Here is a 5,714-nt window from a genome sequence, read left to right on the forward strand (position 1 = left end):
ACAATATGATGATTATTATACCTCAAAATTTTCTTAAAAACAGGGGGGAGCATTTAAAAAGTTGATTTTTATCGATAATGATAAGGAATTTTAATAAAATGTCAAAGAGATTTTTGACATTACGTATGTTGAAAAGGAGGAGAAAATAATGAAAAAATTTTTTATTTTAATAAGCCTTATAGGACTTATAAGTCCTATATCATTTGCGAAGGAATTGCAGGGCACAATAACCCTGTCAGGTGCATGGGCGATTTACCCGACTGCGGTTGCGTGGGCGGAGGCGTTTAAAAAATTAAATCCAAAAGTCCAAATTGATATTTCCGCCGGCGGGGCCGGGAAAGGGGCCGCGGACGCTATCGCGGGCCTGGTTGATATCGGGATGGTATCGCGCGACCCGGATCCCGCGGAAATTAAGAAAGGGATATCACCGGTTTATATTTTGCATGACGCGGTATATCCTGTAATCAGCGATAAAAATCCCGCTCTTCCGGATTTATTGAAAAAGGGAATAAATAAAAAGACATGGTTTGATATTTATATTTCAGGCATAATTACTAAATGGGATGATATAATAGGCAGAAAGATAGGTAAATCCGTCCATGTTTATACCCGTTCCGATGCTTGCGGAGCGGCATCAAGCTGGGCCGCTTATATTGATAAAAAACAGGAAGATTTAAAGGGCGTGGGAATTTACGGCGACCCGGGGCTTCTTGAAGCGGCGAGAAGGGATCCGATTGGGATTGGTTATTCTAATTTTAGCTATGTGTTTACACGAGAGGGGAAAGTGGTCAAAGGTGCGAAACTTGTCCCTGTTGATTCCAATGAAAATGGTATCGCTGACGCTGATGAAATATATAATGACCGTGAAAGCGCGGTTAAAGCCATACGTGCCGGAAGATACCCGGCGACAAGAAAGAATTATTTCTTCACTAAAGGTAAACCAAAGGGATTGGTAAAAGAATTCATAAGTTTCGCTCTTTCGGATGAAGGGACAAAGATCGTGGATGAAGTCGGGACGAGTTTGTCTATATCGAAGGCGGACAGGGGAAAGGTGCTGAAGGGATTAGAATAACGGTTTAAACAGTTTAAACCATTTGAACCGTTTAAACGGATCAACCATGACTATACGTAAATTCAAAGACTTACTTGCAAAGAAAATAATGGGGCTTTTGGCCGGGTTGGCCTTAAGCCTCGTTTTTTTGATAATTTTGGGTTTATTCAGCAGGTCTAAATCGATACTCGCGGTCAATTCATTAAAAGATTTGTTGTTTTCAACAAGCTGGCACCCGACACAGGGCAAATTCGGGCTTTTGAATTTTATTCTCGGCACGGTCTGGGTGACAACAATCGCGGTTATTATTTCCGTACCCCTGAGTATTCTTACCGGCATTTATCTCGCGGAATACGCGCCAAGGCGCGTACGTGAATTTATTAAACCCCTGATTGACCTTCTCGCGGGGATTTCACCCGTGATTTATGGCGTCTGGGGGGGTGTTGTTATCGTGCCCCTTGTAAGAGATTACCTGATGCCTTTCCTGAGCGGGAAACTTCGTTTTTTCCCATTTATATCTGATAATTATACCGGTTACAGCGCGCTGGCAGGCGGAATTGTTTTAGCGGTGATGGTTTTTCCTATAATTATCTCGATTATTGATGAGATAATCAAAACGGTCCCCCTGGAGATGCGTGAAGCGTCGTTGTCCCTTGGCGCGACAAAATGGGAGACAGTAAAATATGTGGTTTTAAAAAGGGTGCGGCCGGGAATTATCGCCGCGATAATTTTGGGACTTTCGCGTGCGGTGGGTGAAACCATAGCGGTTTTAATGGTTGCAGGCTGCAGCCTCCAGGAGTTCCCAAAATCGATTTTCGACACGGCGTATCCCCTGCCCGCGTTTATCGCGAACACTTACGGTGAAATGATGTCAATACCCTTGTATGATTCTGCTGTCCTTTTAGCGGCGTTTATATTATTATTGATGACAATTTTATTTAATATGCTTGGATGGGGGATTTTGCTGCGTGTTAAAGAGTAGGGGCAGACCCCTGTATCTGCCCAACTAAGAGGGCGAACCCACAAGTTCGTGCCCTACAAAAGAATTTAATATGAATAAACGAAAACTTGAAGAAATATTTTTTAAAATATTGATGATGACTTCCGCTTTTATCGTCGTAGGGAGTTTAGTATTTATAGTAACAACAATATTTATCAAGGGATTCCCCGCTTTGAATCTGGATATGATAACAAAGACCCCTGAAGGCGGGTATTATATCGGGAAGGAGGGAGGGGTCCTTAATGCGATCCTCGGTTCCATAATCCTGGGACTGGGCTCGACTTTTTTGGAGATTTTAATCGCCCTGCCCCTGGCTTTTTATTTGAATTTGTATCTTGATAAAAAATCAAGATTTGCTTTTATTATAAGGTTTTTTTTGGATATTTTGTGGGGGATTCCATCAATTGTTTACGGCGCGTTTGGTTTCACGCTGATGTTGTTTTTCGGGTTGAAAGCGTCACTTCTGGCAGGTATTATCGCCTTAAGTTTTGTGGTTTTACCGATAATGGTTCGAAGCATGGACGAGGTCTTAAAAATGGTCCCGGTGGAATTGGAAGAGGCATCGCTTTCTCTTGGCGCGACTAAACTTGAGACAGGGATAAAAGTGATTATTAAACAGGCGATGCCCGGGCTTTTGACAGCGGTTTTAATAGCTTTCGGCAGAGGAATCAGCGACGCGGCGGCAGTTCTTTTTACGACGGGATTTACCGACAACCTGCCTTCCTCATTATTCAAACCGGTCGCGAGCCTACCCCTCGCCATATTTTTTCAGCTTGGAACGCCTTTTGAGGAAGTCCAGGCGCGGGGTTACGCGTCGGCGCTTATTTTAACGGTTATTATTTTATTGATAAGCATCGTGTCGAGAATTTTGACAAAAAGATTTTCGAGACACATTATTAAATAGCACGGAAGCGCGGAAGCGCTGAAGTGCGGAAGTTCACTATTTTTTAATCCTTCCGATCTTCCGCGCTTCAGTTCTTCCGTTCTAACAATAGGAGTTCTATGGTAACAAAGACACACATCAGCGTAAAAGACCTGTCAATATGGTATGGCGGCCAGCAGGCATTAAATAATATAACCATTGATATTCCCGACAAAAAGATCACTGCGATTATCGGGCCCTCGGGATGCGGGAAGACCACCTTGCTTAAATCTTTTAACCGGCTGATTGAATTGCGCGAAGGTATAAAAGTTGAGGGCAGGGTGCTTGTTGACGGAGAAGACATTTACGACCCGGCTGTTGAAATTATTAATCTTCGTAAAAAAATGGGTTATCTTTCACAGAGGCCGCAGGTTCTGCCAATGTCAATTTATGAAAATATTGTCTATGGCCCGAAGATTCACGGCCTGAAAGATAAAAAAAAGCTCGAACAACTTGCGGAACGGTATTTAAAAGAAGCGCATCTCTGGGATGAGGTGAAAAACAGGCTGCACGCTTCCGCTTCGGGGTTATCCATAGGCCAGCAGCAAAGACTTTGCCTCGCGAGAGGGTTAGCCGTTGAACCTGAAGTTATACTGGGAGATGAACCGACTTCAGCATTGGATCCGATTTCGTCCAACCGTATTGAGGAACAATTGATGGAACTGAAAAACCGTTACACAATTGTGCTTGTTACACACAGTTTAGCCCAGGCCAGGAGGGTGGCTGATTATGTGATATTCCTGTATCTCGGAAATCTGATTGAACACGGCCCCGCGGGTTCAGTTTTTAGAAATCCGAGGTATTTTAAAACTCAGAATTATGTCAATGGAAAATTTATAGAAGAGCCCAAAGTTGATAAGGTTCTTGACTTAAAAGGGACTGTGTCCCCGGGCAATTTTGTAAAGATAAAACTTGCCATCGAAGAAATTGCGGCGGGGAATATCTTAAAAATCATCATTGACAATAATCCGGAATCCAGCGGTATACCAAACTTAATAGAATTTGACGGCCATAAAATCCTTGAAATAAAAAGGCTTGACAAAATGGATTGGGAAATAGTTATGCAGAAACAGGAACGGGATTATATTGTTTAGATATTTAATGTAAAATTTAAAAATCAAGTTATAATAATAACATGTTAAAAAATATTTTGCTTGCCTTTATTCCTGTGTTTGTCGCGGTTGATGCAATCGGTGTTTTGCCGATTTTTATTTCTTTCACTCAAGGGTTGAAAGAAAAAGAAAAGTCAGCGGTAATCCTGAATTCCATATTTACCGCAATAATACTTGCTGTCGGTTTTATTTTTCTCGGCAAAGCGGTTTTTAACATCCTGGGGATTACGGTCGGCGATTTTATGATTGCCGGCGGCGCGATACTTTTCAGTATAGCGATTTCTGATATTATCAAATCCGGCAAAAGGCGGCGGGTCCCAGCCAGGGAATTGGGGGCGGTGCCGCTCGGCACACCGTTAATCGTTGGGCCTGCGGTTTTAACAACATTATTAATTATCATTGAAGAATATGGAATTTATGCCACATTGATATCTGTCGCCGTAAATGTTTTAATGGCTGGTTTGATTTTTTCCATGTCGGATAGGCTTATAAAAATAATTGGTGAATCCGGCGCCAAAGCCCTCTCAAAGATTACAAGCCTTCTTCTCGGTGCGATAGCCGTTATGATGATTAGAAAAGGTATATTGCAGTTTATCCCTTAAAATCATTCTTCAAATCTTTCATTATTTTAAGTTGAATTTATTTTGGTTTTGGAATATTATTAAATCGAAGTGAAAAGTAAATTTATTCCCTTAAGTTTAACTTTTTATCTGCTTTTCATATTTTTATATGTTAATGCGGATGAAAATAAATTTAATTCTGAAGAAAAGATTTCAATTGAAACTACTATAGCAGATTTTCGTTTTCTTAAACCGCCAACTATGTATAAAAATTATTCAGACAAAGAAAAAATTGATTTGCCTCTGCCTGATTATAAGGGAATTCCCCTCGAAGAGGCGATAAAAAAAAGAAGATCTACTCGTAGTTTCAAGAAAAAACATGTTTCTTTAAAAGAACTTTCTATTCTTTTATTTGCCGCTGATGGGATAACGAGAAAAGAAGGAAACTCAGTATATAGAAGTGCACCTTCAGCAGGCGCACTTTATCCGATTGAAATTTATTTAATTGTTAATGATGTGGAAAAATTGAAACAAGGGCTTTATCACTACTCTTTTTCTGATCATAGCCTGGAGTTGGTTAAAGAAGGGAATTTTAAAAAGGAAATCACTGATGCCTCATTAGGTCAGGAGGTGACAGGTGAGGCAAATGTGACCTTTATTCTTACATCAATTTGGAAAAGGATAACATGGAAATATGGTGAACGGGGTTACAGGTATGCTTATATAGAAGCAGGACATATCGGGCAAAATATTTATCTTGAAGCTGCGTCTCTTGCGTTAGGTTGTGTTGCTGTTGGGGCTTTTTACGATGACAAACTTAACAAACTTCTAGAAATCGACGGTGAAAACGAATCTTCCATATACATCCTCTCTATAGGAAAAATATAATCAGTACCGAAAAAGAAAGCAAGAGAAGAGACGTTCATATAATTTGCCAGAGCACTAGCCCAAGTTCCGCAGTGTGATATTGGGAATGATATTTTTTAGCTAAAGGAAATCTAAAAAAGCTTGATAAATCAATAGCGGATTAAAAAAAAGTGAATGTAGTGCAGACCACCCTCTTGAATAA

General features: G+C 40.7%; 6 protein-coding genes. All 6 read left to right on the forward strand.

Annotated elements, in window-relative coordinates; translation table 11 throughout:
• Window positions 1-148 precede the first annotated feature (148 nt).
• Window positions 149-1,072 carry a substrate-binding domain-containing protein gene (locus AB1498_10665; GenBank protein ID MEW6088751.1) on the forward strand — a complete coding sequence of 308 codons (924 nt, stop codon included), beginning with the start codon at window positions 149-151 and terminating at the stop codon, window positions 1,070-1,072.
• 46 nt (window positions 1,073-1,118) lie between these two features.
• Complete coding sequence (pstC, locus tag AB1498_10670; GenBank protein MEW6088752.1) at window positions 1,119-2,033, forward strand: phosphate ABC transporter permease subunit PstC; 915 nt, start codon at window positions 1,119-1,121, stop codon at window positions 2,031-2,033.
• 70 nt (window positions 2,034-2,103) lie between these two features.
• Complete coding sequence (pstA, locus tag AB1498_10675) at window positions 2,104-2,955, forward strand: phosphate ABC transporter permease PstA (GenBank protein ID MEW6088753.1); 852 nt, start codon at window positions 2,104-2,106, stop codon at window positions 2,953-2,955.
• Between the two features lie 98 nt (window positions 2,956-3,053).
• Window positions 3,054-4,067: an ATP-binding cassette domain-containing protein gene (locus AB1498_10680; protein MEW6088754.1), complete on the forward strand. Its 1,014-nt coding sequence runs from the start codon at window positions 3,054-3,056 to the stop codon at window positions 4,065-4,067.
• Window positions 4,068-4,108: 41 nt separating this feature from the next.
• Window positions 4,109-4,687, forward strand: coding sequence for a MarC family protein (locus AB1498_10685; protein MEW6088755.1), 579 nt, complete (start codon window positions 4,109-4,111; stop codon window positions 4,685-4,687).
• A gap of 219 nt (window positions 4,688-4,906) precedes the next feature.
• On the forward strand, window positions 4,907-5,533 hold the full coding sequence (locus AB1498_10690) for a SagB/ThcOx family dehydrogenase (protein ID MEW6088756.1): 627 nt from the start codon (window positions 4,907-4,909) through the stop codon (window positions 5,531-5,533).
• The last annotated feature ends 181 nt before the right edge of the window (window positions 5,534-5,714 follow it).

This window comes from bacterium (assembly GCA_040754625.1).
Lineage (GTDB): Bacteria > JACRDZ01 > JAQUKH01 > JAQUKH01 > JAQUKH01 > JAQUKH01.